Genomic DNA, 22,440 nt, shown 5'->3' on the forward strand with positions numbered 1-22,440 from the left:
AGCTGAGCTTGCTGGGGTTGGGCGCCGTTACCCGTGCGACGCCTGCCGGCGCTTCACGGTCAGACCGGAATGTGCGGGCTCAGAACGGCGAGGTGAGCGGTTTGTCACTCCGCGGCTTGCAGGCCGCGTTGGAGGTCCGCCAGCAGGTCTGCCGGGTCCTCACAGCCGCAGGACAGGCGGACCAGCCCCGGTACGGCTGTCTCCCCCGGCCACTGCGCGCGGCGGTCGGCGGTGCTGTGCAGGCCGCCGAAGCTGGTCGCCGGCCGGATCAGCTCACAGCCCGACAGGAACCGGACGGCGGTCTCCTCGTCGGCGAACTCGACCACCAGGACACCCGGCGGGCGGCGGAGCTGCTTCATGGCTTCCGGGTCGGCACCGGGCCAGACGGCACGGCGCACGGCCGCCGAGGACCGCAGCAGCTCGTACGCGGCTCCAGCGTTGCTGGCCTGCCGGGCGAGGCGCAGGTCGAGTGTCCCCAGTGAACGGTGGGCCAGCCATGCCTCGAACGGGCCGGGCAGGGCTCCGGTGCGCGTCCGCCAGGCTCGTACCGCCTCCAGTCCGTCCACACTGGACGCCGCCACGTAGCCGAGGAGGATGTCGGAGTGCCCGGTGAGGGCCTTGGTGCCCGACGCGACGGCGAAGTCAGCGCCGAGGACCAGCGGCTGCTGCCCGAGCGGGGTGGCCGTCGTGTTGTCGACGGCGATCAGCGCCCCGGCCGCGTGGGCCTGGGCCGAGAGTGCGGCGATGTCGCAGACTTCGAGGCCCGGGTTGGCCGGGGTCTCCAGCAGGGCGAGGCGGACGCCGGTGAAGTCGTAGGGCCCTTCGGTCGGCACGGCGGCCACCTCGATGCCGAACTCCGCGAGTTCCTTCAGGGCGAAAAGCCTGGTCAGGTAGTACCCGTCGGCGGGGACGACAACCTTGTCGCCCGGCCGGAGCACGCTCAGCAGCAGGCCGGTGACGGCCGCCATGCCGGAGCTGAACACGACACAGCCCGGCGCGCCTTCGAGCCCGCCGATCGCCGATTCGAGGGCGCGGAGGGTGGCGTTGCCCGCCCTGCCGTACGAGTCGCCGTCACCCGGGCCCTGCGGGCTGATCGCGAACGGCGCGGCGAACTGGGGGCCGGGCATGAACGGCTGGCCGGGTACTGGCTCCGGAAGTCCAGCGTGGACGGTCCGGGTGCCGTCCGACCACTCGCCGTGACTCATGTCAGCCTCACAAGGTACAAGGGAAGAGGTCTTATTCGGGTTTGGTTTCCCTGCGCATCAGGGCGACCACTGCCTCGCGGGGATCGAGGCCCTCGTGGCAGACCCGCTCGACCTGCTCGGTGATGGGCATCTCGACGCCGTGCTGGCGGGCCAGGTCACGGATCGCCAGGCAGCTCTTCACGCCCTCGGCGGTCTGGCGGGTGACGGCCTGGGCCTCGGCGAGAGTGGCTCCCCTGCCGAGTTCCTCGCCGAAGGTGCGGTTGCGGGAGAGCTTGGAGGAGCAGGTGGCGAACAGGTCACCGAGGCCGGCCAGGCCAGCGAAGGTCATCGGGTCGGCGCCCAGCTTCACGCCCAGCCGGGCCGTCTCGGCGAGCCCCCGCGTGACCAGGGTGGCCTTCGTGTTGTCACCCATGCCCATACCGGTGCAGATGCCGTAGGCCAGGCCGATCACGTTCTTCACGGCGCCGCCCAGCTCGCAGCCGATGACGTCCGTGTTGGTGTACGGCCGGAAGTAGTGGTTGGCGATCGCGTCCTGGACCAGCTCGGCGCGCGCCGGATCGGTGCAGGCGATCACGCCGGCGGTCGGCTGCTCGCGCGCGATCTCCGGGGCGAGGTTGGGGCCGGTCAGCACGCAGATCCGCGACGGGTCGACCTGGGCGGCCTCCTCGATCACCTGGCTCATCCGCAGCCCGGTGCCGACCTCGATGCCCTTCGCGAGGCTGAGCAGGGTCGCGTCCGGCGGGATGAGGTGGCGGATCGCGACGAGATTCTCCCGGAGGGTCTGGGCGGGGAAGCCCAGCACCACCAGCTCGGCGCCTGCCAGCGCCTCCTCGGCGTCGGACGTCGCCACGAGGTTGTCCGGCAGGACGATGCCCGGCAGGTAGTCCGGGTTCTCGTGCCTGGTGTTGATCAGCGAGGCGACTTCGGGGCGGCGGGCCCACAGCGTCACGTGCCGGCCGGCGTCGGCCAGTACCTTCGCGATCGTCGTGCCGAACGAGCCCGCCGTGAGCACCACAGCCTTCATGCGCTTCCCTCCGGGGAGTCCGGGTTGGTGTCGTGCCTGCTGCCCGGCGAGTACAGCTCCGGGGCTTCCTCGCCGCGGATCTCGGCGAGCAGGTCGCGGATCGCGTACATGATCTCGTCGGTGACTTCCTGGAGCACGGTGGCGGTGAGCGGCTTGTCCCGCCACGGGCTCAGGTCGACCGGCGGGCCGGCCACCACGCTCAGGTGGTTGCGGAACCTCAGCCCGACCTTCTTCGTCAGCGGGTCGAACATCTTCTGCGCCCCCCACTGGGCGATCGGGATGACCGGGGCGCCCGTGATCAGGGCCAGCCGGGCCACGCCGGTCTTGCCGCGCATCGGCCAGTGCGAGGGTTCCTTGCTGACCGTGCCCTCCGGGTAGATGATCACGATCTCGCCGCGGTCGATGGCCGCCTCGGCTGCCGACAGCGACTTGGAGGCGTCGGCCGTGCCCCGGTACACCGGGATCTGCCCGACGGCCTTCAGCCACGGCCCGATCACCTTGAGATGGAACAGGCTGGCCTTGCCGAGCAGCTGCGGCCAGCGGCCGGCGTCGTAGACGTAGTGCGCCAGGCCGAACGGGTCGGCGTGCGAGATGTGGTTGACCGCGAGGATCGCGCCGCCGGAGGCCGGAATGTGCTCCATCCCCCGCCATGTCCGCCGGGTGAACGCCAGAAGCGGCGGCTTGACGACGCTCACTGCCGCCCTCCGCCAGAAGCCCAGCCTGCGCACCAGTCCACTCTCCCTATCCCTGCGACCTGCCTGCTGATCGTCGTGCATCGGACCTGGCCTGTCCATCTGGGGGTGCTGTGTTTCTCGGCTCCGGCCCGCCCGGATCTCCCCCGGCTGGAGGTAGCCTCGCTCGGGTGTCCCGCTGGTCCGTGATCATTCCGGTGAAGCCGGCCGCGCTCGGCAAGTCCCGGCTGCGCGGCGGCGTGCCCGGCCATGCCCACGAGGACCTCGCCCGGGCGTTCGCGCTCGACACGATCTCGGCGGCGCTGGCCTGCCCCGTGGTCGGCGCGGTCGTCGTCGTCACCGACGACCCCGTCCTGCGCACAGCCACGGATGGTGGTGTGCGCATCGTTGGCGACCCGCCCGCCGGAGATTCCCTTCATCCGGTACGCGACCTCAATCATTCGGTACGCCACGGCGAGCTCACCCTCCACGGCCCCCGGGCCGCGCTGACCGCCGACCTCCCGGCCCTCGGCCCGGCCGACCTCGCAGCGGCGCTCACGGCCGCCGCACGGCACCCGCGGTCGTTCGTCGCCGACGCCGCCGGTACGGGGACCGTGCTCCTCGCCTCGGCTGGCCCGCTCCAGCCGCTCTTCGGGGCCGGCTCGGCCGGGGCACACGCCGGATCCGGTGCCGTGCCGCTGCCCGGGACCTGGGCCTCGCTCCGGCAGGACGTGGACACCCCCGCCGACCTCGCGGCAGCGATCCGTCTCGGAGTCGGCCGCCACACCGCAGCGGTCCTCGCAGGTTTGTGACCTGGCTGTACGCTGCGGCATGGATGATCTTGGGAATCAGCTGACGTACTGGGACACCGCCGGAGCCACCAAGACCTTCACCCACCCCGTCGTCCCGGCCTGGCTGGACCGCCTGGCCCCGGGCGCGCGCATCCTCGACTACGGCTGCGGGTACGGCCGGGTGATGGCGGGCCTGGCCGGCCAGGGGTACACCAGCGTGCACGGCGTGGACATCTCCCCGGCCCTGATCGCCCGTGGCCGTACTCTCCACCCTGGACTGGACTTCGCCGTCCTGGAGCACCCGCCAGCCGTGCCTGCCCCGCCGGCCAGCTTCGACGCCGTCCTGCTGCTCGCCGTCCTCACCTGCGTACCGGACCCCGGCGCGCAGCAGGCCCTGGTCGCCGAGGTGAGCCGGCTCCTCGTACCCGGCGGCCTGCTCTACGTCAGTGACCTCCTGATCGCCGCCGACGAGCGCAACCGGGAGCGCTACGCCGCAGCCCCGGGCGACCTCCCGTACGGCGTCTTCACCACCGCCGACGGGGCGGTCTGCCGTCACCACGACCCGGAGGCCCTGCGCGCGCTGCTGTCGGGCAACGGGTTCGACATCGCCGCCGAGCACCGGCTCGACGTCGCCACCATGAACGGCAACCGGTCCCCCGCCATCCAGTTCCTCGCCCGTAGGCGGGACGGGGAGAAAGTAGGCTGACGGCCATGCAGGGAACAGTCGCCACGTGGAATCCGGAAACGCACGCCGGCACCGTGCTGCTCGACGACGGCCGGGAGCTCGAATTCCCAGCCAGCGCCTTCGAAGCCTCGGGGCTGCGGCTGCTGCGGCTCGGGCAGCGCGTGACGCTCAACACCGATGAGCAGGGCGGAATTAACCGGCTAGTCATCCCGACGTTGCCTTAGCCGGGTGATGATGAGCGGGTGATCAGCTCACCCGCTCTGCCCGCCGGCCGCTTCCTGAACCGGGAGCTGTCCTGGCTGGATTTCAACGCGCGGGTGCTCACCCTTGCCGAGGACCCCAGCCTGCCGCTGCTGGAGCGGGCGAAGTTCCTGGCCATCTTCGCCAGCAACCTCGACGAGTTCTACATGGTCCGCGTCGCCGGACTCAAGCGACGCATGTCGATGGGCCTGTCCGTGCTGAGCATCGACGGCCTCACCCCGCGCGAACAGCTCGAACGGGTCGGCCGCCGGGGCAACGCCCTCGTCACGCGGCAGGCGCGCTGCCTGACCGTCGACCTGCTGCCCGCACTCGCCGCCGAGGGCATCCACATCGTGACCTGGGCCGAGCTGGAACCTGCCGAGCAGGACCGGCTGCGCGGCTACTTCCGCGACCAGATCTTCCCGGTGCTGACCCCGCTGGCCGTGGACCCGGCACACCCGTTCCCGTACATCTCGGGGCTGTCGCTCAACCTCGCGGTGATCGTGGAGCCGCCGGGTGGCGGGCCGCAGCGGTTCGCCCGGGTCAAAGTGCCCGACAACGTGCCCCGGTTCGTCAGCGTGACCGCCGGGCGCTTCCTGCCCGTCGAGGAACTGATCGGCGCGCACCTCGACCAGCTCTTCGGCGGGATGGCCGTCGTCGAGAAACACGCGTTCCGGGTCACCCGCAACGCCGACCTCGAAGTCGAGGAGGACCGCGACGAGGACCTGCTCCAGGCGCTCGAACGGGAGCTGGCCCGGCGCAGGTTCGGCCCGCCCGTGCGGCTGGAGGTCTCCGCCGCCGTCTCCGACGACGTGCTGGAACTCCTGATCCGTGAGCTCGACATGGACGCGCACGACGTGCTGCGCGTGCCGGGACTGCTCGACCTGTCCGGGCTGTGGCAGCTCTACCACGACATCGACCGGCCAGACCTCAAGGACCGGCCGTTCGTCCCGGCCACGCATCCGCAGTTCGCGGAGGCCGAGCAGCCCAAGAGCGTGTTCGCGACGCTGCGCGAGGGCGACATTCTCGTGCACCACCCGTACCACTCGTTCTCGACCAGCGTGCAGCGGTTCATCGAGCAGGCCGCCGCCGACCCCGGCGTGCTGGCCATCAAGCAGACGCTGTACCGGACCTCCGGCGACTCGCCCATTGTGGACGCTCTCGTGGCCGCCGCGGAGGCCGGCAAGCAGGTCGTCGTGCTCGTCGAGGTCAAGGCCCGCTTCGACGAGCAGGCCAACATCGGCTGGGCGCGGACCCTGGAGCGGGCAGGCTGCCACGTCGTCTACGGGCTGGTCGGGCTCAAGACGCACTGCAAGACGGCGCTCGTCGTCCGGCAGGAGGGCAGGACGCTGCGCAGGTACTGCCACATCGGCACCGGCAACTACCACCCGAAGACCGCGCGGCTGTACGAGGACTACGGCCTGCTGACCGCAGACCCCGACGTCGGGGCCGACCTGACGGACCTGTTCAACTCGCTCACCGGCTTCTCCCGGCAGGCCGCGTACCGGCGGCTTCTCGTTGCCCCGCACGGCATCCGTTCGGGCATCCTCGACCGGATCGCGGAACAGGCCCGGCTCGGCGAGAACGGGCTGATCCAGTTCAAGACGAACTCGATCGTCGACGAGCAGATCATCGACGCCCTGTACCTGGCGAGCGCGGCCGGCGTCCAGATCGACCTGATCGTGCGCGGGATCTGCGCGCTGCGCCCCGGCGTGCCCGGGCTGTCGGAGACCATCCGGGTCCGGTCGATCCTCGGCAGGTTCCTCGAGCACTCCCGCCTGTACCGGTTCGGCCGGGCGATCTCCGAGCCGTCTGGCAGCGCGAAGCGGCCCGAGTACTGGATCGGCTCCGCCGACCTGATGCACCGCAACCTCGACCGCCGGGTGGAGGCGATGGTGCTGGTGACGGCCGAGCACGCCCAGCAGGAGCTCGAACGCGCCCTGGAACTGGCGATGGCCGACAAGTCCTCCAGCTTCGACCTGGACGGCAGGGGCGTGTGGACCCGGCGGCTCACGGGGCTCGACCCCCAGGAGGAACTGCTCCGTTCCATCACCGGCAAGAGCTGAGCTTTCCCGGAACGCGAAAAAGCGATGCCCGCCTCCATCCCCCAGGCGGGCACCGCTTCGTCGTACGCGCGATAGAGCAGAACTACTTCTTGGCTGCCTTCTTGGCCGGAGCCTTCTTGGCGGCCGTCTTCTTGGCGGGAGCGGCGGTGGTCTTCTTCGCCGTCGTCGTCTTCTTCGCGGCCGGCTTGGCAGCGGCGACCTTCTTCGCCGGAGCGGCCTTCGCCGTGGTCTTCTTCGCGGCCGGCTTGGCTGCGGCGACCTTCTTGGCCGGAGCGGCCTTCGCGGTCGTCTTCTTGGCCGCGGCCTTCTTCACGGCCGTCGTCGCGGCAGCGGCGGTGGTCTTCTTCGCCGCGACCTTGGTGGCGGTCTTGGTGGCGGCCTTGGTGGCCTTAGCAGCCGTGGTCTTCTTCGCGGCCTTGGCCGGAGCGGTGGCCTTGCCGGCCGCGACCTGCTCCTTGAAGTTCGCACCGGCGCGGAAGGCCGGCACCGACGTCTTCTTCACCTTCACAGCCTCGCCGGTACGCGGGTTGCGTGCGGTACGCGCGCCACGGACCCGCTTCTCGAAGACACCGAAGCCGGTGAGCGAGACCTTCTCGCCCTTGGCGACCGCGCCCTGGATCTCGGCCAGCACCGCGTCGAGTGCCGCCGTCGCCGACTTCTTGTCCCCCAGCCGGTCGGCCAGCGCCTCGATGAGCTCCGCCTTGTTCACGATTCCCCCTCAAAAGTTCCAACGTGGTAACGCTGTTGTCATTCTGCGCGCACGTTAGGCCGGTTTGGGCCGAGATACAAATACCGGTTCGAAGAAATTCCTTGTGTCGTAACAGATTTCGAACCTGGCACTTGTGGGGGAAAGCACCGGAATGCGTTGTGCCACAAGGGTTTCCGGCTCTTTCGGAGCATAGGAAACCCGGCCGGTGATCAGCACCGGCCGGGTGGGCACGCGTGGCGGAGAACACTCCTATTGGGGCAGCCGCCCAGGTCAGCAACCCTGGGTCGTTACTTGCCCGCCCCGTTCTACTGGGTCACCGGAAGCCAGGCGGGGCGGCGGGTTTCGAAGCCGGCGATCGCGTCGGCGTGCCGGAGGGTGAGCCCGATGTCGTCGAGCCCCTCCATCAGCCGCCACCGGCTGAACTCGTCGACAGGGAAGGGCCGGATCCGGCCGGAGTAGCGGACTTCGCGGGCCGCGAGATCCACCGTGACGGCGAGCGCGGGATCCTCCTCAGTCATCGTCCACAGCTCCTCGATGACCGGCTGCGGCAGCTCGACCGGCAGCAGCCCGCCCTTGAGCGCGTTGCCACGGAAGATGTCGCCGAAACGCGGTGCCAGCACGGCTTTGAACCCGTGGTCGAGCAGCGCCCAGACCGCGTGCTCCCGCGAGGAACCGGTGCCGAACTCCGGCCCGGCGACCAGGATGCTGGCGCCGGCGTGCTCCGGCCTGTTCAGCACGAAGTCCGGTTCGTTCGCACGCCAGGCCGAGAACAGGCCGTCGGCGAAGCCGGTCCTGGTGACCCGCTTCAGGTACACGGCGGGGATGATCTGGTCGGTATCCACGTTGGAGCGCCGCAGCGGGGCAGCCGTGCCGGTGTGCTCGGTGAACTTCTCCATTGCCGTCTCAGCCCTTCACGTGTACGTCTGCTGGCGCGGCCAGGTGACCGGCGATGGCCGTGGCCGCGGCGACGGCCGGGGAGACCAGGTGGGTACGGCCGCCTTTCCCTTGCCTGCCCTCGAAGTTGCGGTTCGAGGTGGAGGCCGCGCGCTCGCCGGGCTTGAGGGTGTCGGGGTTCATGCCCAGGCACATCGAGCAGCCGGCGAACCGCCACTCCGCCCCGGCCGCCGTGAAGACCTCGCCCAGGCCCTCGGCCTCGGCGGCCAGGCGTACCCGCGCCGAGCCCGGCACCACCAGCATCCGCACGCCGTCGGCGACCTTCCGGCCGCGCAGCACGTCAGCGGCCGCGCGCAGGTCCTCGATGCGCCCGTTGGTACACGAGCCGACGAAGACGACGTCGACGGGGATGTCGCGCAGTGGCGTACCGGCGGTCAGTCCCATGTAGGCGAGGGCCCGCTCGTCGTCGGCGTCGGCCGGCTCCGGCACGACAGAGCCGAGAGGCGCGCCCTGGCCCGGGTTCGTACCCCACGTGACGAACGGGGTCACGGCCGAGGCGTCGATCTCGACCACCGTGTCGAACTCGGCGCCGTCGTCGGTCCGCAACGTCCGCCAGTACTCGACGGCCGCGTCGAAGTCGGCCGGGGCGTGGTCCTTGCCGCGCAGGTAGCCGAACGTGACGTCGTCCGGCGCGATCATGCCGGCCTTCGCGCCCCACTCGATCGACATGTTGCAGATGGTCATCCGGCCTTCCATCGACAGCGCCTCGATGGCTGGCCCCCGGTACTCGACGATGTGGCCACGCCCGCCGCCCGTGCCGACCTGGGCGATCAGCGCGAGGATCAGGTCCTTGGCCGTCACGCCGGGCCGCAGCTCGCCGGTCACGTTGACGGCCATCGTCTTCGGCCGGGCCTGCTGGAGGGTCTGGGTGGCCAGGACGTGCTCCACCTCGCTCGTACCGATCCCGAAGGCCAGCGCGCCGAACGCGCCGTGCGTGGCGGTGTGCGAGTCGCCGCACACGATCGTCGTACCCGGCTGGGTCAGGCCGAGCTGCGGGCCGATCACGTGCACGATGCCCTGCTCCGCGTCGCCGAGCGGGTGCAGCCGCACGCCGAACTCCGCGCAGTTCTTCCGGAGGGTCTCGATCTGGGTGGCCGAGACCGGGTCGCTGATCGTGACGAGGCTGTCGGTGGGGGTGTTGTGGTCCTCGGTGGCGATCGTGAGATCTGGCCGCCGGACCGGACGGCCTGCCATCCGCAGCCCGTCGAAGGCCTGCGGGCTGGTGACCTCGTGCAGCAGGTGCAGGTCGATGTAGAGCAGGTCCGGCTCACCCGGCGCGCTGTGCACGACGTGCGCGTCCCAGACCTTCTCCGCGAGCGTGCGGCTGCCCGCGTGCCCCTCTGTGCGCCCCATACGGCGGCTCCCCTGGATTCCTGGATTCCTGTTTTCCCCGCAGCGCTTTCCCGCTGCGGGTGGCCGACGCTGGACTTCCCAAAGAATGGGAGGTATGTTTCGGCTTGTGGGACACAGTATCAGCGGGGTCGGCGTTCTCGACAAAGCCGTCCTGATCCTTGAGACATCCGTGGACGGCGCCAGCCTGGCCGAGCTCGTCGAGCGCACCCAGCTGCCCCGGGCCACCGCGCACCGGCTCGCCCAGGCGCTCGAGTCGCATCGCCTGCTGGTCCGCGACGCCCAGGGCCGGTGGCGGCCGGGCCCGAGACTGGCGGAGCTGGCCAACGAGGCGCCGGACGTCCTCCTCACCGCGGCCGAGCCGATCCTCGCCCTGCTCCGAGACCAGACCGGCGAGAGCGCCCAGCTCTACCTGCGCCGTGCGGACGAGCGGATCTGCGTGGCCGCGTCCGAGCGGTCCAGCGGCCTGCGCGACACGGTGCCGGTCGGCGCCGTGCTGCCGATGACGGCTGGCTCCGCCGCGCAGATCCTGCTGGCGTGGGAGCCGCCGGAGGCGATCCTGCCGCTGCTGCCCCGGGCCAAGTTCACCGCCCGCACGCTCGCCGAGGTCCGCAAGCGCGGCTGGGCGGCCAGCGTCGCCGAGCGGGAGGCCGGTGTGGCCTCGGTCTCGGCCCCGGTCCGCGACCGCACGGGACGGGTGATCGCCTCGATCAGCGTCTCCGGCCCGATCGAGCGGCTGACCCGCCGCCCCGGCGAACGGCACGCGATGGCCGTGGTCCGGGCCGGCCAGCGCCTGTCGGGCCTGTGACAGCTGACCGGAGCCACTGAGCCAAACCCCGGGGTACCTAGTGGGCAAACCTGTGCCCACCTGCGCATTTCCCGCTGTGAGTCCAGCCACGGACCGCCCTTTTGGGACAGCGGGGGTTTGACCGCGCACCCTACTCTGATCGGGCTGACCACGCTCTAGGAAGGCCGATCAGGTGACCGAGCAGTACCCCTCCCAGCCCCAGCCGTCCGGGCCGTACCAGCCCGGCCAGCCCGCAGAGCCCGGCCAGCAGCCATATCCGGCGGCTGGCGGCTACCAGGAATACCAGCAGCCATACCAGCAGCAGGACTACCAGCCGGGCTACCAGCCCCAGCAGGCCTACTACCAGGACCCGGCGCAGCAGGGCTACATGCCGCTGGCCACCGAGCTGGCCCCGCCGGTGAAGAAGAAGAGCAAGGCCGGCCTGATCATCGGCGGCAGCGTGGCCTTCGCCGTGCTGCTGGCCGGCGGCGCGTTCGCGACGGTGAAGCTGCTCAGCTCCCCGCTGGGCGCAGAGCCGGAGGACGTGATGCCGTCCACCGTCATGGCGTTCGCCCGGATCGACCTCGACCCGGCGCTCACCGAGCAGAAGAAGCTGTACGACCTGTCGAAGAAGTTCCCCGGCCGCAAGGGCGACCCGGACGAGCTCAAGCGGGACCTGATCGACCACGCCGAGATCGACGGCGTCACGTTCGACGAGGACGCCAAGCCGTGGCTGGGCGACCGCATGGGCGCTGCACTGTGGACACAGGGCAAGGACAACTTCATCCTGTACGCCTTCGCCAGCGAAGACGACAAGAAAGCCAAGTCCGCGCTGGACACGGCCCGGGCCGGCGCCAAGAAGAAGTGGGGCTACCGGCTGCACGAGGGCTACGTCCTCATCGCCGTGCCGGAGAAGTCCTCGGTCGACGGTGACCCGGCAGCCGCCTCGGCCGTGACGGCGGCCAAGCACACCAAGCTGTCGGACAGCCAGGGTTACAAGGGTGTCGTCAGCAAGCTGCCGGACAACCAGCTCGCGATCGGCTGGGCCGACCTCGGCTCGATCTTCCAGCTGGTGAAGGACCAGTCCGGCAGCAAGGAGATCTCCGACCTGACCGGCGGCGTGGCGGTGTCCGGCCAGGTGGCACTGGGTGCGCAGGTCACCGGCGACGGCATCGAGCTGCGGGTGCAGCAGAGCGGCAAGTCCGGCTTCCAGCCGAAGCAGGACCTGGTGAAGGAGCTGGAGACCCTCCCGGCCAACTCGGCCGTCGCGCTCGCCATGCAGCCGCTCTACGACCACCCGGACTTCAAGAAGGGCTTCGACCAGGGCGTCAGCAAGGGCCTCGGCAAGGAGCTGGGCACGCTCAGCAAGGACGAGGTCGAGCAGCTGACCGGCGGCTTGAAGGAGCTGGTCAGCTCGACGCTGACCCTCTCGGTGACCGACATCGACACGGCGGCGCTGCGGCTGACCGCGATCAGCCAGTCCCCCGCTTCGGCGAAGAAACTCCGGGAAACGCTGTCCCTGCTGGAGGGTCTGGTGAAGGTCGGCGAGGACGGCGCGCAGAAGACCACTGTCACCTACGGCGCGTACAAGGGTGAGGGCGGCACGCTCGCCGAGAACGCTGTCTACCGCAAGGCGATGGCCGGCCGCCCGGCCAAGACCACGTTCGCCGCGTACGTGAATGTCGAGAAGTTCATCGAGAACAGCGACATGTCCGCCGAGGACAAGAAGGAAGCCGCGCCGTTCAAGGCCGTCGGCGTCATGGTCGGCGAGGACAGCGCCATCATCCGCCTCGTCATCCAGTAACACCCGCGACACTCAGGGAAGGGGCATCCGCCGCCGGGCGGGTGCCCCTTTTCCACACCCCTTTCCCGGTACCCACAAGGGGAATGCTCCACTTTCACGTTCCCCCACGTGGCTGTCCGCCGTGGCCGGACGCGGGTTCCGGAGGGGCCGCCGCGCGTAGACTGAAACCGTTTCCCCGCCTTCACTGCCCCTAACGACTCAGGAGGCAGGGTCATGACCAGACTCAGGGGAAGGCTGCTGGCGGTCCTGGCCGCCGCCGGGCTGTTCGGCTCCGTCCTGACGGCGTCTGTACTGACCGCCGGAGCCGCGGTCGCCGCGCCCAGGGCAGAGGACAACGGGGTGGCGGCCCTGTCCCCGGCCCAGATCGCCGAGCGGGCCAGAGCCGCCGTCAAGACGATCACCTCGGTGCACGTGAAGGGCGAGGTGCCCTCGGGTACGGAGAAGATCGCTCTTGATCTGAAGATCTCCGGGTCGGAGGGCGCGACGGGCACGATGACCGTGGGCGGCAACAAGGTCAGCATCCTGCGGATCGGCACCTCCGCGTACTTCCAGGGTGACCGGGCCTTCTGGGCGCAGTTCGGCGGGAACGCCGCCGCGAATCTCTTCGAGGGCAAGTGGATGCGGACCACCACCGAGGACCCGAACTTCAAGGACCTCGTGTCGCTGACCGACGCCACGCAGCTGATGGACGCTGTGCTGTCCGGGGTGTCGGCGGCCAGCAAGGGCCGGACGCAGCAGATCGACGGGCAGCCGGCGATCGAGCTGATCGGCGGGGACGGTTCGCTGTTCATCGCGACGACCGGCGAGCCATATCCGCTGCTGCTGCGGTCGAGCGCGGCAGGCGGCGGCGAGCTGGCCTTCACCGAGTACAACCAGCCGGTGACCCTGACCGCGCCGCCAGCCGACCAGGTGATCGACCTGAACCAGCTCGGCGGGAACTGACGCCGGATACGAGAAAAGCCACCCGGCTGGGTGGCTTTTCCTTACTGTAGTCCCGAGGGGATTCGAACCCCCGCTACCGCCTTGAGAGGGCGGCGTCCTAGGCCGCTAGACGACGGGACCAGGTGGTGCGAGGACAATTGCTGGGGTACCAGGACTCGAACCTAGACTAACTGAACCAGAATCAGTCGGGCTGCCAATTACCCCATACCCCATCGGTGCCCTCGCACCGGAGATGAACTCTACCCGACGCCCTCCGCGAGGCTCAAATCGGATCCCGTCACTGGATCGCCGAGGAGGGCTCCGAGCGCGTCCAGGGTGGAGATTTGGCGGGCAAACTGGGGCAAAGATTCGCCGTCCCAGGCCCGGTCCAGCCAGATACCCAGCAGGCCGGCTCCGGTGGCGCCCAGCGCGTCGGCGGTCAGCGAGTCCCCGACATATGCCGTTTCATCTGGGGAAACACCGAATGCCGCGCACGTGGCCGTGAAGATGTGCGGGTCGGGCTTCGCGACGCCGTACGTGTCCCTGCCCACAACGATCCCGAACCGGCCGTCCAGCCCCGTCCTGGCGAGCTTCACCCGGGTGTAGTCCTCGTCGTTGTTGCTGATCACGCCGAGGCGCAGGCCACGGGCCTCCAGGGCGTCCAGGCAGGCCACGACGTCACCGAAGCGGGTCAGGCTCGCCTCGTAGTACGCCAGGTACGCGGCGAACCACTCCCCCGGGTCACGCGGCCCCCGCCCGCCGAGCGCGGCCCGCATGGCCCGGGCGCGCTCGTGGCGCTGGCCTGCGAAGGTGAGCTCGCCGGCCAGGTACCGGGGGAAGTGCTCCCCCTCCAGCCGCAGCCACTTCCCGGCCGCCGCGGGCAGCCGGGGAGCCGGAACGCCCAGCTCGGCGCAGTACGCGATGATCGCGGCCCGCGCCGAGCCGGTGTAGTCCGTCAGCGTCTCGTCGACGTCGAAGAGGACTGTTGTGATCTGCCCCACAGTTACAGGGCGGACCGGAGCCGGGCGAGGGTGACCTCACGGCCGAGCAGTTCCATCGACTCGTAGAGCGGCGGGGACACCGTGCGGCCGGTGACGGCGACGCGCAGCGGGGCGAAGGCCGCCTTGGGCTTGAGGCCCAGGCCCTCGATCAGCGCGGCCTTGAGGGCCGTCTCGATGGCCGGCGTCGTCCACTCGGCGGTCTCCAGGGCCTTGAGCGAGGCCTCCAGCACCGGTACGGCAGCCTCGGTGAGCACCTTGGCCGCGTGGTCCGGGTCCGGCGCGAAGCCCTCACCGGCGAACAGGAAGCCGATCATGGCCGGTACCTGCGCCAGGGTCGTGATCCGGGTCTGGATCAGCGGCGCGGCGGCAGCGATCTGGTCCTCGTCGGCGCCGTCCGGCAGGAAGGCGGCGATCCGGCTGGCGAAGTCGGCCGGGTCGAGGCGGCGGATGTGCTCGGCGTTGATCGCCTCGCACTTCTTCTCGTCGAAGCGCGCCGGGCTGCTGTTCACGTCGTGGACGTCGAACGCGCTGATCATCTCGGCCATCGTGAAGATGTCGTGGTCGGGCGAGATGGCCCAGCCGAGCAGCGACAGGTAGTTGACCAGGCCCTCCGGCAGGTAGCCGTTGCGGCGGTAGGCGAAGAAGTCCGAGCGCGGGTCGCGCTTCGAGAGCTTCTTGTTGCCGTCGCCGACGACCAGCGGCAGGTGCGCGTACTCGGGCTGCACCTTGGCGATGCCCAGCTCCAGCATCGCCCGGAACAGCACGATCTGGCGCGGGGTGCTCGACAGCAGGTCCTCGCCGCGCGCGATCAGCGTGATGCCCATCATCGCGTCGTCGACCGGGTTCGTCAGGGTGTAGAGCGGCTTGCCGTTGCCCCGCACGATCGCGTAGTCCGGTACCTGGCCGGCCTTGAAGGTGACCTCGCCGCGGACGGCGTCGACCCAGGTGATGTCCTCGTCGGGCATCCGGATCCGCAGGACGGCCTCGCGGCCCTCCGCCTCGTACGCCGCCTGCTGCTCCGGGGTCAGGTCGCGGTCGAAGCCGTCGTAGCCGAGCTTCGGGTCCTTGCCGGCCGCCTTGAGGCGCGCCTCGACCTCCTCGGGGGTCGAGTACGACTTGTAGGCGTAGCCGCCCTCCAGGAGCTTGCGGGCCACGTCGGCGTAGATCTCTGCGCGCTCCGACTGCCGGTACGGGCCGAAGTCGCCGCCCTTGCCCGGGCCCTCGTCGTAGTCGAGGCCGAGCCAGTTCATGGCGTCGAGCAGCATCGCGTAGGACTCGTCGGAGTCGCGGGCCGCGTCGGTGTCCTCGATACGGAAGATGAGCTTGCCGCCGTGGTGGCGGGCGTGCGCCCAGTTGAACAGCGCGGTGCGCATCAGGCCGACGTGCGGGGTACCGGTCGGCGACGGGGAGAACCTCAGACGCATCTCACTCATAGGACACAACCTTGTTCGTGAGGGCTCCGATGCCCTCGATGGACACAGTCACGGAGTCGCCGGCGCGCAGGGCGTCCACGCCGGCCGGGGTACCGGTGAGGATCACGTCGCCCGGCAGCAGGGTCATCACGTGGCTCACATAGGACACCAGAGTCGGCACGTCGAACACCATGTCTTTTGTCCGGCCGAGCTGGCGTACCTCGTCGTTGACCTCGCACCGCACCTCGACGTCGGCGACGTTCGCCAGCTCGGTCTCGATCCACGGGCCGAGCGGGCAGAAGGAGTCGAAGCTCTTCGCCCGGGTGAACTGCACGTCCTTCTTCTGGAGGTCGCGCGCCGTCACGTCGTTGGCGATCGTGTAGCCGAAGATGGCCTGCTCGGCCTCCGCCCTGCCGACCTTCCGCGCGCCCGGCAGGCCGATGACGACGGCCAGCTCGGCCTCGTGCTCGACCTGCTGCGACTGCGGCGGGAGGCTGATCGCCTCGTTCGGGCCGATGATCGTGGTGGACGGCTTGAGGAAGAGCAGCGGCTCGTCGGGGACGTCGTTGCCCAGTTCCTTCGCGTGGTCGGCGTAGTTGCGCCCCACGCAGACGATCTTGCTGGGCAGCATCGGGGCGAGCAGCCGGACGTCGGCGAGCGCCCAGCTCTGGCCGGTGAAGGTCAGCCGGCCGAACGGGTGGCCCTCCAGCTCCTTGACGATCGGGGATTCCGTGCCTTCGACCACGCCGAAGGACATCCCGCCCTGGTGGGCAAACCGGGCAATACGCACTGTGACAGGCCCCTTTGGGATGAGCTAGGGATGAGCATTGGTAGTACCCCTGAATCTATCGCCGGACCGGGACGGTGCCTGTCACGGGCCGGGTAGCCTCGACGGGTGCACCACTCCCCCGCTGATCACGACGCCCGGCGCGCGGCCCACGAGGCCCGGGTCGGCGCGCTGGTCGCCGGGCACCTGGAGCGGCGCGCCGCCGGGATCAAGCACCCGGTCGAGGACTTCCTCTTCACCTACTACTCCTACAAGCCCGCCCAGCTCCGCCGCTGGTTCCCCGGCTTCACGGAGGAGCTGGGTGACAAGGAGCTGGCCCGGATCCGGTGGACGCGGGACCTGCTGGCCGCCACGCGGGGCCGCCCGGCGCACCTGGGCTGCTTCGGCCTGCACGAGTGGGCGATGGTGTACCGGGTGCCGGACACCCGGCACGCCGTGCCGCTGCGGATGACCGGCGAGGCGCTGGCCGAGTTCGTGGAGTCCCGGGAGATCCGGTGCAGCCACTTCGACGCGTACCGGTTCTTCACGCCGCCGGCCCGGCCGCTCAACCTGCTGAGCCCGACGAGGGAGTCGCAGGCGGACAACGAGCAGCCGGGGTGCCTGCACGCGAACATGGACCTCTACAAGTGGGCGTACAAGCTCGCCCCGCACGTGCCTGCCGAGCTGATCGCCGACTGTTTCGAGCTGGCCCGCGACATCCGCACGCTCGACATGCGGGCCAGCCCGTACGACCTGGCCGCCGCCGGGTACGAGCCGGTGCGGATCGAGACTCCCGAGGGGCGCGCCGAGTACGTGCGCGCCCAGCAGGAGTTCAGTACCAGGAGCGGCCCGTTACGGGACCGGCTGGTCGAGGCGTGCGAGGTCCTGCTGCGCGAGGGCGTAGGTGAGCGCGTCGACCAGGGCCAGCCAGCTCGCCTCGACGATGTTCGGGTGGACGCCGACCGTCGTGAACTCGTCTGAGCGGTCCGAGGACTCCACGAGTACCCGGGTGACGGCGTCGGTGCCGTGGGAGCCCGCGAGGATGCGGACCTTGTAGTCGATCAGCTCCAGCCCGGCGAGGGACGGGTAGTGGGCGACGAGTGCCTGGCGGAGCGCCTGGTCGAGGGCGTTGACGGGGCCGTTGCCCTCGGCGGTGGCGATGACCCGCTCGCCGCGTACCCGCACCTTGACCGTCGCCTCGGAGACGACGAAGCCGTCGGAGCGGTGCTCGACGATCACCCGGTACGACTCCAGGGTGAAAGGTGCCGGGGCAGGCCCCTGCGCGCCGCGCACCAGCAGGGCGAAGGACGCGTCCGCGGCCTCGAAGGACCAGCCCTGCGCCTCCAGCTGCTTGACGCGGTCGGTGACGGCGGCGAGGACGGATGGCTGGCCGGCCAGGTCGAGGCCAAGCTCCCGGGACTTGAGCTCGATGCTCGCCCGGCCAGCCATCTCGGTGATCAGGATCCGCATGTCGTTGCCGACGGTGGCCGGGTCGACATGGTTGTACAGCTCCGGATCCACTTTGATCGCGCTCGCGTGCAGCCCCGCCTTGTGGGCGAAGGCCGCGTGCCCGACGTATGCCTGGTGGGTGTCGGGGGCGAGATTCGCGATCTCGGCGATCGCGTGGGACACACGCGTCGCCTGTTCCAGGCAGCCCGGCGGTAGCACGGGGAGCCCGAGTTTGAGGACCAGGTTGCCCGCGAGGGCGAACAGGTCGGCGTTGCCCGGCCGCTCACCGTAGCCGTTGGCCGTGCCCTGCACGTGCCTGACTCCGGCCTCGACGGCGGCGATGGTGTTGGCGACGGCGCAGGAGGTGTCGTTCTGCGCGTGCATGCCCAGAAGTGCGGGATCCAGGCCGAGGCCGGCGATCGCCCTGGTCACCCCGGAGGGCAGAGATCCGCCGTTGGTGTCACACAGGACCACACGCTCGGCGCCGGCTTCGAGTGCGGTCTCCACAACCCTTTTCGTGTACTGGGCGTCGAAGCGGAACCCGTCGAAGAAGTGCTCGCAGTCGACGAACACCCGCCGCCCCTCGCCGGTCAGGAAGCGCACGGTGTCGGCGACCATCGCCAGGTTCTCCTCCGGCGTGGTGCGCAGTGCCCGCTCGACGTGCCGCAGATCGCTCTTCGCGACGAGGGCCACGGCCGGGCTCTCCGCGTCCAGCAGGGCCCTGACCTGCGGATCCTTGTCCGCTGTCGTACCGGCCTTGCGGGTGGCACCGAAGGCGACCAGTACGGCGTGCCGGAGCTTGAGCTCTGTGCGGGCCCGGCGGAAGAACTCGGTGTCCTTCGGCATCGCCCCCGGCCACCCGCCCTCGATGAACCCGACCCCGAACTCGTCCAGCAGCCGGGCCACGGCGAGCTTGTCGACGACCGAGTAGCTGATCCCCTCGCGCTGGGCGCCGTCGCGGAGGGTGGTGTCGAAGAGCTGGAAGTCCATCGGGTTCTCCTGTGGGAGGCGGGCGTGATGAGTACTGGCAAACAAAAAGACCCCCCACGGTCGTGGGAGGTCTGCGCGCTGACGTCTTGCTGGCGGAAGCCGGGTCAGCGCGCCGGGCCAATAATGAGCTGGCTCGTCACGGGGACAACTTTTCCATGACCGTCCGCTCCGTGGGCACTACTCCCAGATAACGGAACCGTTGTGACCTATCTCATACTGGGACGGGGGTCATGGCCGGGGCGGGCGGCGGTCGGGCATTATCTGGAATGACTCCAATCAAGATCCCGCCCTACAGGAGAATTTCTGTGCTTACCGTTGGTGACAAGTTCCCCGAGTACGAGCTGACCGCCTGTGTCTCCCTGGACCCGGAGAACGCGTTCCAGACCATCACGCACAAGTCGCACGAGGGCAAGTGGCGCGTGGTGTTCTTCTGGCCGAAGGACTTCACCTTCATCTGCCCGACCGAGATCGCGGAGTTCGGCCGGCTGAACACCGAGTTCGCCGACCGTGACGCCCAGGTGCTCGGCGCCTCCGTCGACAACGAGTTCGTGCACTTCGCGTGGCGCAAGGACCACCCGGACCTGCGCGAGCTGCCGTTCCCGATGCTGTCGGACATCAAGCGTGAGCTGTCCGAGGCCGCCGGGATCCTCGGCGAGGACGGCGTGGCCCAGCGGGCGACCTTCATCGTCGACCCGAACAACGAGATCCAGTTCGCGATGGTGACCGCCGGTTCCGTCGGCCGGAACGTCTCCGAGGTCCTGCGGGTGCTCGACGCGCTCCAGACCGACGAGCTGTGCCCGTGCAACTGGAACAAGGGTGGCGACACGCTGGACGCCGCCAAGCTGATGGCCAGCTAGTCACTGCTGGTACCAGGTCCGCGGGCCGGGTCACCACGCCCCGGTGGTGAGATGACCCGGCCCTGCCTCGGCGAGCGAAGAGAAGGAAGCGAAGAAGTGGGAATCGACACCCTGAAGGAAGCCCTGCCGGCCTACGCCAAGGACACCAGGCTGAACCTCGGCTCGGTGCTCGGCACGAGCAGCCTGCCGGACCAGCAGGCGTGGGGCGCCGCGCTGGCCTGCGCGATCGCGGCCCGCAACCCGCAGGTGATCCGCGAGATCGCCGCCGAGGCCGCCGACCGGCTCAAGCCGGAGGCCGTGGAGGCAGCCAAGGCTGCCGCCTCGATCATGGCCATGAACAACATCTACTACCGGTCCAAGCACCTGATCGGCGACGAGGCGTACCAGACCCTCCCCGCCCGGCTGCGGATGACCGTGATCGGCAACCCGGGGGTCGACAAGCTCGACTTCGAGCTGTGGTGCCTGGCCGTCTCCGCGATCACCGGCTGCGGCGTCTGCCTGGAGTCGCACGAGAAGACCCTGATCAAGTCGGGCCTGGGCCGCGAGGCCATCCACGACGCGCTGCGGATCGCCGCCGTCGTGCACGCCACGGCGGTGACCCTCGACGCCGAGGCCGCGCTGAGCGCGTAGTTCTCCAGCTTCCGGGAACCCCGGTTGTCCATCGTGGACAGCCGGGGTTTTCGCGCGCCCGGCGGCGCACAATCGATAACTGTTCATGTTCGGACAGTGCCCGACAGTAGACATGACATCGATTCATGTCGCTAGAGTGACGCAGTGGACCGGGACTCAGCTCCCGCCGGGCCGGAGGGCTGGGTGGGGCAGCACCGCCGTGTGCCTGAAGCCTCGCCCCCGCCGCTGCTGGGCTGGCGAGGGCAGGTCGCGTGGGTGCTGATCTGCGGGCAGATGCTGATGCTGGTCTCGGCCGCCGTGAGTGCGCTGCGGCCGGCGAACGGGGTGCCGGTGAGCCTGCCGGGCGCGGAGCAGCCGGCCGGTCAGTCCGGTACCGAGGGGGCGGTGCTGCCGGGCGGTGTGCGGCCGGTGCCGGAGCGGAGCGGAGGCACGGAGGCCGCACAGGTCGCGCGAAGGCTGGGGGCGTCAGCACCCAGCCTGGCGGCGACGGTGACTCCGGTGCCGGGTACGACACCGGGTTCCGTGCCGGGGCCGGGGACGACTGCCGGGCCGCCGGCGGTGACCAGCAAGCCGGTGACCTCGGGGCCGCCGCCCTCGACGACGGCACCAGCGGGGCTGAACGTATCGGGTATGCCGGAATGCTCCGGCTCCTCGTGGAGCGTGCGGATCACGGCCAGCCTGTCGGGGCACACCGCCTCGGAGGCCACCGTGTACTCCCGGCGCGCCGACCAGGCCACGCCCTGGGAGGCCTACCGGATGTCCGGCGGGCCCACGTCCTTCTCCGGCAGCTCCAGCACCGAGCCGAACACCGCCGACATCTCCTGGTACGTGTCGGCCCGGCTGACGAGCGGTGGGACGGTGACCTCCTCGGTCTACACCACCACGAGCTGCTGATCCGCCTGCTGCTCTGTGCCGGTGCCGGTGCCGATCCGGGCGAGGCGGCGGGCGGAGAGGCTGGCGAGGGCGAGCGCGAGCAGGCCGGCGAAGACCGGTACCGCGAAGGCGCCCCGGTAGCCGACGGCGTCGGCGAGCGCTCCGGCGATGGCCGCACCGGCCGCGATGCCGGCGACCGTACCGCTCGTGACGAGCGTGAGCGCTGTGCTGACCCGGCCGCGCGGCGCGATCCGCTCGGCGAGCGCGTACACCGTGATCAGGTACGGGGCCACGGCCACGCCGAGGATCGCCATCGCGATGGCCGCCGTCCCCGCCGACCGTGCGAACAGGAGCGTGGCGGCACCGAGGAACAACGCCCCGGCGAAAGCCACGTACCTGCGGTGCAGGGCGAACCTGGCCGGCAGTGCGGCCGTCGCGAGCCCGGCGACGATGCTGCCGACGCCCATCACGGAGTAGATGAGGCCCCCGGCTTCGCCTGCCAGGGCGGTGATCCCGCTCTGGGTCGCGCCGAACACGACGCCGATGCAGGCCATCGCCGCGATCAGCCCGATCAGGTCCGCTGGCAGCTTCCCCGCTGACGTACCAGCGGGCAGCCTGACCACGGGCGGCGTGGTCGGATGCAGCGCGAAGAGCACGCCGAAGACGAGCAGCAGCGCGATCGCCCCGAGCAGCGGGACCATCGGCTGGCCGGTCAGCGCGAGCACTCCGACCAGCGCCGGGCCGAGCACATAGGACGTCTCGTCGGCCGCGCCCTCGTAGGACATCGCCGCCGGCAGCTGCCGCTGCGCGCCCCGGTCGCCGAGCAGCACGGCCCAGCGCACCCGGACCAGGGGCCCGACCTGCGGGTTCGCGAAGCCGGCCAGGAACGCCGCCCCGGCTGTCGCGAGGACGGGCGCGCCACCGAGGGCGAGGATCAGCAGGCTGGCGTAGGCGAGCGCGTCGAAGACGGACGTGATGACGCCGACGGGACGCTGCCCGTAGCGGTCGGCCAGTGCTCCGGTCAGCGGGCCGCCGAGGGCCGCGCCGAGGCCGAGGGCTCCGGCGGCGATCCCGGCCGCGGCGAAGCTGCCCGTGGTGTGGGCGACGAGCGTGAGTGTGCCGAGGGCGCCCATCGCGGCGGGCAGCCGGGCAAGGAAAGCAAGGAGGAGGAATCCGGGGCTGGTCGCGCGCAGCAACCCCCGGTATGTCGCCAGGGCTGGCAAGAGTCGTCCCTTCCGAAGGTGCCGAAAGAGCG

21 protein-coding genes, 2 tRNA genes and 1 pseudogene are annotated in these 22,440 nt (G+C 70.3%); 11 read left to right on the forward strand and 13 right to left on the reverse strand.

The window, feature by feature from the left end; genetic code table 11:
- Nucleotides 1-104: 104 nt before the first annotated feature.
- Genes A3G1_RS0118805 through A3G1_RS0118815 form a run of 3 tightly spaced genes read right to left on the reverse strand, consistent with a single transcriptional unit; the run spans nucleotide 105 to nucleotide 2,948 of the window.
- Nucleotides 105-1,205 (reverse strand): cystathionine gamma-lyase, encoded by a 1,101-nt coding sequence (locus A3G1_RS0118805; RefSeq protein WP_018351028.1) that lies wholly within the window; start codon nucleotides 1,203-1,205, stop codon nucleotides 105-107.
- Nucleotides 1,206-1,236: 31 nt separating this feature from the next.
- The gene (locus A3G1_RS0118810; protein WP_018351029.1) at nucleotides 1,237-2,229 is read right to left on the reverse strand and encodes an NAD(P)H-dependent glycerol-3-phosphate dehydrogenase; all 993 of its coding nucleotides are present in this window, start codon (nucleotides 2,227-2,229) and stop codon (nucleotides 1,237-1,239) included.
- On the reverse strand, nucleotides 2,226-2,948 hold the full coding sequence (locus A3G1_RS0118815) for a lysophospholipid acyltransferase family protein (protein WP_026212280.1): 723 nt from the start codon (nucleotides 2,946-2,948) through the stop codon (nucleotides 2,226-2,228). Before A3G1_RS0118815 ends, A3G1_RS0118810 begins: the two co-directional genes overlap by 4 nt.
- 143 nt (nucleotides 2,949-3,091) lie before the next feature.
- On the opposite strand from A3G1_RS0118815, the gene cofC reads away from it, so the two are divergent.
- From cofC to A3G1_RS35565, 4 genes are read left to right on the forward strand one after another with little or no spacing between them, the layout of a single operon-like run.
- On the forward strand, nucleotides 3,092-3,712 hold the full coding sequence (cofC, locus tag A3G1_RS0118820; RefSeq protein ID WP_018351031.1) for a 2-phospho-L-lactate guanylyltransferase: 621 nt from the start codon (nucleotides 3,092-3,094) through the stop codon (nucleotides 3,710-3,712).
- 19 nt (nucleotides 3,713-3,731) lie between these two features.
- On the forward strand, nucleotides 3,732-4,397 hold the full coding sequence (locus A3G1_RS0118825; protein WP_018351032.1) for a class I SAM-dependent methyltransferase: 666 nt from the start codon (nucleotides 3,732-3,734) through the stop codon (nucleotides 4,395-4,397).
- A gap of 5 nt (nucleotides 4,398-4,402) precedes the next feature.
- Entirely contained in the window at nucleotides 4,403-4,600 is a 198-nt protein-coding gene (locus tag A3G1_RS0118830; RefSeq protein WP_018351033.1) for a cold-shock protein, read from the forward strand.
- 18 nt (nucleotides 4,601-4,618) lie between these two features.
- Nucleotides 4,619-6,682, forward strand: a complete 2,064-nt coding sequence (locus A3G1_RS35565) for an RNA degradosome polyphosphate kinase (protein ID WP_018351034.1) — start codon at nucleotides 4,619-4,621, stop codon at nucleotides 6,680-6,682.
- 82 nt (nucleotides 6,683-6,764) lie between these two features.
- On the opposite strand, the gene A3G1_RS0118840 is transcribed toward A3G1_RS35565, so the two are convergent.
- The 3 genes from A3G1_RS0118840 to leuC all read right to left on the reverse strand — a co-directional run bounded on the left by A3G1_RS0118840 (nucleotide 6,765) and on the right by leuC (nucleotide 9,698).
- Nucleotides 6,765-7,391 carry an HU family DNA-binding protein gene (locus A3G1_RS0118840; RefSeq protein WP_018351035.1) on the reverse strand — a complete coding sequence of 209 codons (627 nt, stop codon included), beginning with the start codon at nucleotides 7,389-7,391 and terminating at the stop codon, nucleotides 6,765-6,767.
- Nucleotides 7,392-7,696: 305 nt separating this feature from the next.
- Nucleotides 7,697-8,287: a 3-isopropylmalate dehydratase small subunit gene (gene leuD, locus A3G1_RS0118845; protein WP_018351036.1), complete on the reverse strand. Its 591-nt coding sequence runs from the start codon at nucleotides 8,285-8,287 to the stop codon at nucleotides 7,697-7,699.
- 7 nt (nucleotides 8,288-8,294) lie between these two features.
- Nucleotides 8,295-9,698: a 3-isopropylmalate dehydratase large subunit gene (leuC, locus tag A3G1_RS0118850; RefSeq protein WP_018351037.1), complete on the reverse strand. Its 1,404-nt coding sequence runs from the start codon at nucleotides 9,696-9,698 to the stop codon at nucleotides 8,295-8,297.
- 118 nt (nucleotides 9,699-9,816) lie between these two features.
- On the opposite strand from leuC, the gene A3G1_RS0118855 reads away from it, so the two are divergent.
- From A3G1_RS0118855 to A3G1_RS0118865, 3 genes are all read left to right on the forward strand, one after another.
- Nucleotides 9,817-10,503: an IclR family transcriptional regulator gene (locus A3G1_RS0118855; RefSeq protein ID WP_026212281.1), complete on the forward strand. Its 687-nt coding sequence runs from the start codon at nucleotides 9,817-9,819 to the stop codon at nucleotides 10,501-10,503.
- Between the two features lie 172 nt (nucleotides 10,504-10,675).
- Nucleotides 10,676-12,286: a hypothetical protein gene (locus A3G1_RS0118860; protein ID WP_018351039.1), complete on the forward strand. Its 1,611-nt coding sequence runs from the start codon at nucleotides 10,676-10,678 to the stop codon at nucleotides 12,284-12,286.
- Between the two features lie 213 nt (nucleotides 12,287-12,499).
- Nucleotides 12,500-13,228, forward strand: coding sequence for a hypothetical protein (locus A3G1_RS0118865; protein WP_018351040.1), 729 nt, complete (start codon nucleotides 12,500-12,502; stop codon nucleotides 13,226-13,228).
- A gap of 47 nt (nucleotides 13,229-13,275) precedes the next feature.
- Here A3G1_RS0118865 and A3G1_RS0118870 read toward each other — a convergent pair.
- From A3G1_RS0118870 to A3G1_RS0118890, 5 genes are all read right to left on the reverse strand, one after another.
- Nucleotides 13,276-13,348: transfer RNA gene (locus tag A3G1_RS0118870), tRNA-Glu, on the reverse strand.
- A 20-nt stretch (nucleotides 13,349-13,368) separates the two neighbouring features.
- Nucleotides 13,369-13,440 (reverse strand) — tRNA-Gln (locus A3G1_RS0118875).
- Between the two features lie 27 nt (nucleotides 13,441-13,467).
- On the reverse strand, nucleotides 13,468-14,208 hold the full coding sequence (locus tag A3G1_RS35570; RefSeq protein ID WP_018351041.1) for an HAD family hydrolase: 741 nt from the start codon (nucleotides 14,206-14,208) through the stop codon (nucleotides 13,468-13,470).
- Nucleotides 14,209-14,210: 2 nt separating this feature from the next.
- Nucleotides 14,211-15,641 carry a glutamate--tRNA ligase gene (gene gltX, locus A3G1_RS0118885; RefSeq protein WP_018351042.1) on the reverse strand — a complete coding sequence of 477 codons (1,431 nt, stop codon included), beginning with the start codon at nucleotides 15,639-15,641 and terminating at the stop codon, nucleotides 14,211-14,213.
- On the reverse strand, nucleotides 15,634-16,410 hold the full coding sequence (locus A3G1_RS0118890) for a fumarylacetoacetate hydrolase family protein (RefSeq protein ID WP_083936991.1): 777 nt from the start codon (nucleotides 16,408-16,410) through the stop codon (nucleotides 15,634-15,636). The genes gltX and A3G1_RS0118890 overlap by 8 nt, the downstream gene beginning before the upstream one ends.
- Before the next feature lie 105 nt (nucleotides 16,411-16,515).
- On the opposite strand from A3G1_RS0118890, the gene A3G1_RS39700 reads away from it, so the two are divergent.
- Complete coding sequence (locus A3G1_RS39700) at nucleotides 16,516-17,367, forward strand: hypothetical protein (RefSeq protein WP_018351044.1); 852 nt, start codon at nucleotides 16,516-16,518, stop codon at nucleotides 17,365-17,367.
- Here A3G1_RS39700 and cimA read toward each other — a convergent pair.
- Nucleotides 17,275-18,825: pseudogene (gene cimA / locus A3G1_RS0118900) on the reverse strand (citramalate synthase); the annotation flags it as partial. The gene A3G1_RS39700 and the pseudogene cimA overlap by 93 nt on opposite strands.
- Before the next feature lie 305 nt (nucleotides 18,826-19,130).
- Here cimA and A3G1_RS0118905 point away from each other — a divergent pair.
- The 3 genes from A3G1_RS0118905 (at nucleotide 19,131) to A3G1_RS0118915 (ending at nucleotide 21,206) form a co-directional block, all read left to right on the forward strand.
- Nucleotides 19,131-19,682, forward strand: a complete 552-nt coding sequence (locus A3G1_RS0118905) for a peroxiredoxin (RefSeq protein WP_018351046.1) — start codon at nucleotides 19,131-19,133, stop codon at nucleotides 19,680-19,682.
- A 96-nt stretch (nucleotides 19,683-19,778) separates the two neighbouring features.
- On the forward strand, nucleotides 19,779-20,312 hold the full coding sequence (gene ahpD, locus A3G1_RS0118910; RefSeq protein WP_018351047.1) for an alkylhydroperoxidase, AhpD family: 534 nt from the start codon (nucleotides 19,779-19,781) through the stop codon (nucleotides 20,310-20,312).
- 144 nt (nucleotides 20,313-20,456) lie between these two features.
- Nucleotides 20,457-21,206 (forward strand): hypothetical protein, encoded by a 750-nt coding sequence (locus tag A3G1_RS0118915; protein WP_026212282.1) that lies wholly within the window; start codon nucleotides 20,457-20,459, stop codon nucleotides 21,204-21,206.
- Here the strand turns inward: A3G1_RS0118915 and A3G1_RS35575 are convergent.
- Nucleotides 21,185-22,408, reverse strand: coding sequence for an MFS transporter (locus A3G1_RS35575; protein WP_157641225.1), 1,224 nt, complete (start codon nucleotides 22,406-22,408; stop codon nucleotides 21,185-21,187). The two genes, A3G1_RS0118915 and A3G1_RS35575, sit on opposite strands and share 22 nt — an antisense overlap.
- Between the last annotated feature and the right edge of the window lie 32 nt (nucleotides 22,409-22,440).

Origin of the sequence: Longispora albida DSM 44784 (assembly GCF_000379825.1) — a bacterium.
GTDB lineage: Bacteria > Actinomycetota > Actinomycetes > Mycobacteriales > Micromonosporaceae > Longispora > Longispora albida.